The organism is Dysgonomonas sp. Marseille-Q5470, from assembly GCF_951230145.1.
Taxonomy (GTDB): Bacteria; Bacteroidota; Bacteroidia; order Bacteroidales; family Dysgonomonadaceae; genus Dysgonomonas.
The window spans coordinates 1-3486 of record NZ_CATNVE010000022.1 but is presented as its reverse complement, the minus strand read 5'-3'; the positions used below and the strand labels follow the sequence as shown (position 1 = coordinate 3486).

Sequence of the window (3486 nt, the reverse complement as noted above, 5' to 3'; positions counted from 1 at the left end):
GTTTATGTAAACAAAAAGATTATGTAAATAATTGCTTTTAATTTATTGATAATCAATCCTTATTTTGTGAGATAGTTTACATAATCTTCTGTTCTTTTGTCTGGGTAATATTGCCCGGAATAAAGAATAAAAGAAGATTATGATTACACATTATCAAACGTTTGAAGAACTAACTGACACAGCGACAGCTTATATGGCAAGTCTACGGTATAATCTCAAAATGATTGATTATTATCAACGGGAATGGCGATATGTAGGCAGCTACATGAAGAAAAAGGGTATTAAAGAATATACCCCTGCTGTTGGTACACAATATCTTTTTGATGTTGTTGGAGAAGTAGAAACAAAAGATTTGCCCAAAAGTAAACGAATGCGTATCCGAACGATATCTTGCTTATCCGACTTTCTTATGGGTGGAGCTTTTCGGAGGAGAAAACGTAATGTTTCACCTGAAGAGCTTACCGGAGAAATAGGATTAGCTATTGCCCAATACATCATTACCCTGAGCCGGATCAATGGTTATGCCAAGAGCACAATCCAAAGCTACAGATTGTATTTATCCCGTTTTTTGAAGTACCTGAACGAATGTAATATACATTCGTTTGATTCATTCAGACCTGAAGTGATGGTTAATTTTGCAGGAAGCCTCTCTGAATATACTACCGTTACCAGACATTTCATTATATTGAAGACGAATCAGTTCCTCAAATACATGCACGAACAAGGTATATTACCGATTGATTATTCTGCCATAATGCCGAAAGACAAATATGTGAGGCAACCCAAGTTACCATCCTATTTTTCACCTAAAGAGATAAACCTCCTGTTAAATAGCATAGACCGCTCAAGCGCTTATGGAAAAAGAGATTATACCATGCTCTTATTGGTGGTAAGGCTTGGATTGAGACGCTCCGATGTGATAAACATGAAGTTTGGTAGTATTCAATGGGAACAGGAGAAAATAATCCTTACCCAGAAAAAGACAAAGAACCTGGTTGAACTTCCTTTGCTTCAAGACGTGGGAAATGCTATCATTGATTATTTGAAGTATGCCCGCCCTCAATCAGATCAGCCTTATGTTTTTCTGCGGTTAATACCTCCATATGACAATTTGGAGGAAAACGCTTTGCTCGGAGCCATGCAAAAATATCTGCGGTTATCCGGTATCAAGTATGATGAGCGGCGACACGGCCCTCATGCTTTACGGCATAGTCTGGCTACGGATTTATTGAAACAAAACACTTCGTTGCCAGTAATATCAAGCGTATTGGGGCACACTAATACAGAAAGTACAATCGGGTATTTACGGGTAGACACAGAATCTTTAAGAAAATGTGCGTTAGAAATACCCTTGACTATAACCAATCAGGAGCAGATAAGGAAGGAGGTATCGATATGATTTTCAAAAGCATATATGCCACTCACATAAAGAACTTCATTAAATTTAAACGCAATCTCGGTTTTACTTTGCGGGATGTAGAATATGTATTTATCCAGTTTGATAGATTAGCTCTGCAAAGAGGTGAGAAAATGGTAGGCGTTACCAAAGGGCTGTCGGATGAATGGTGTGCAAAACGCCCCAATGAATCAGATGGCACAAGGTACGACCGTGTATCCAAATTATCATTATTTGCCAGATACTTACGTGATATGGGATACGACTCATACATTCCGGAAATACCAAGGTTTAAAACGTCTTTTATCCCATACATATTTACGAAAGAAGAAATAGGAGTAGTATTAGCCGCAAGCAGCGAATATAAGCCACATAAAATAATGCCAGACTCTCCTTCCTTAATGATCCCTACTTTGCTCAAAGTCTTATACGGTACAGGATTAAGAATAGGAGAAGCCATCGGACTCTTGGATAAAGATGTAAATACAGATGAGAGGTATATTATTGTAAGGCAAAGCAAAAATGGTACGGAAAGAATCGTACCTTTATCAGAGTCTGTATCTGATGCCTGTGTACAATATCGTATTCTAAAAAAGGACAAGATCAAGAGTAAAATAGAATGTAAGTTGTTTTTTGTCAAAAACAACAATACTCATTGCAGCCAAGGAGCTGCCTATAAGTCGTTCAGAGATGCTCTTCGGTTGGCTGGAATACCACATGGAGGGAAAGGTTGCGGGCCAAGATTGCATGATCTCCGACATACCTTCGCCTGCCACTCATTGGCTCAAATGGTAGAATCGGGGATGGATTTATATCAGGCGATGCCCCTGCTCTCGACCTACTTGGGACATCGCACTATCGAATCGACAGAAAAATATGTGAGGCTAACAGCAGAAGTGTATCCGAATTTATTAAAGGGCATAGAGAATATGTGTGAGTTTGTTTTTCCACGCTTAAAAACGGATGATTATGAAACCGACTGATTTTTCCAAAAGCCTAACCGACTTCCTAACTAGTTATCTTCCGGGGGAAAGAGGCGTAAGCCATAACACCGTTTGCGCTTATAAGGACACGTTTCTGTTGTTTTTGCAGTTTATGAAAGACCAGAATAGCATAGATGCGGAAAAATTAACATTAGATATAATAACGAAGGAATGTGTTGTGGCGTTCCTTGATTGGCTACAAAAAGTCCGATGCAATAGTGGTTCAACTAGAAACGCACGGCTTGCCGCAATCCATTCTTTCTTTAGGTATCTCCAATATCGTAATCCGGTCAATCTTCATGAGTGGCAAAAGATATTGTCTATCCCGGTGAAGAAAGTAGGGAAACCAATAATGCAATACATTCCTCTTGATGGCATAAAGCTCTTATTGGAGCAGCCCTTCCAATCCACAACAAAAGGAAAGAGGGACTTGGCAATGTTATCGCTGATGTATGACAGCGGGGCACGTGTGCAAGAGGTAATAAACTTGACACCTGCTTCCATAAATTTCAATAAGCCACAGACGGTAACCCTTTGGGGTAAAGGAAATAAAAAGCGAACGGTTCCTCTAATGGAAAGCCAAGTACAATTGCTGAAAAACTATATGACTAGGAATAATTTGTTTGAAGCATATGCGAGTAAATATCCTTTGTTTGGCAATAGTCGTAATGAAAAATTTAGCCGCATGGGGATAACACTTATCTTAAAGAAGTATGCGAAAAGGGCTAAAGATGTAAATCCGATATTAATCCCCGAAATTGTAACTCCACATATTTTACGCCATTCAAAAGCGATGCACTTATTACAATCGGGTATAAATCTCGTTTACATACGAGACTTCCTTGGACACACATCAATAACCACAACAGAAATTTATGCCCGCGCAGACTCCAAAGTGAAACGGGAGGCTTTGGAAAGAGCATATACGGAAACCATCAGTAAAGAAAATCTGGAAGATCCATTATGGAAGCAAGATATAGAACTTATGGAATGGTTGAAGGGATTTAAGTAAAAAGGAAAAGATTATGTAAAGAAAATACTTACACAACTACTGTTACACAACCTGTTAAGTAGGAAGCTTTACATAATCTTTTTGTTTACATAAAC

At 38.7% G+C, this 3486-nt stretch carries 3 protein-coding genes; all 3 read left to right on the top strand.

What is annotated here, in order from left to right; genetic code table 11:
• Positions 1-139: 139 nt before the first annotated feature.
• Genes QOX35_RS16340 through QOX35_RS16330 form a run of 3 tightly spaced genes read left to right on the top strand, consistent with a single transcriptional unit; the run spans position 140 to position 3391 of the window.
• Positions 140-1399 carry a site-specific integrase gene (locus QOX35_RS16340; protein WP_283687827.1) on the top strand — a complete coding sequence of 420 codons (1260 nt, stop codon included), beginning with the start codon at positions 140-142 and terminating at the stop codon, positions 1397-1399.
• Complete coding sequence (locus tag QOX35_RS16335; RefSeq protein WP_283687826.1) at positions 1333-2379, top strand: tyrosine-type recombinase/integrase; 1047 nt, start codon at positions 1333-1335, stop codon at positions 2377-2379. The genes QOX35_RS16340 and QOX35_RS16335 overlap by 67 nt, the downstream gene beginning before the upstream one ends.
• A complete protein-coding gene (locus tag QOX35_RS16330) occupies positions 2366-3391 on the top strand; it encodes a tyrosine-type recombinase/integrase (protein WP_283687825.1) in 1026 nt (341 codons plus the stop codon). The genes QOX35_RS16335 and QOX35_RS16330 overlap by 14 nt, the downstream gene beginning before the upstream one ends.
• The last annotated feature ends 95 nt before the right edge of the window (positions 3392-3486 follow it).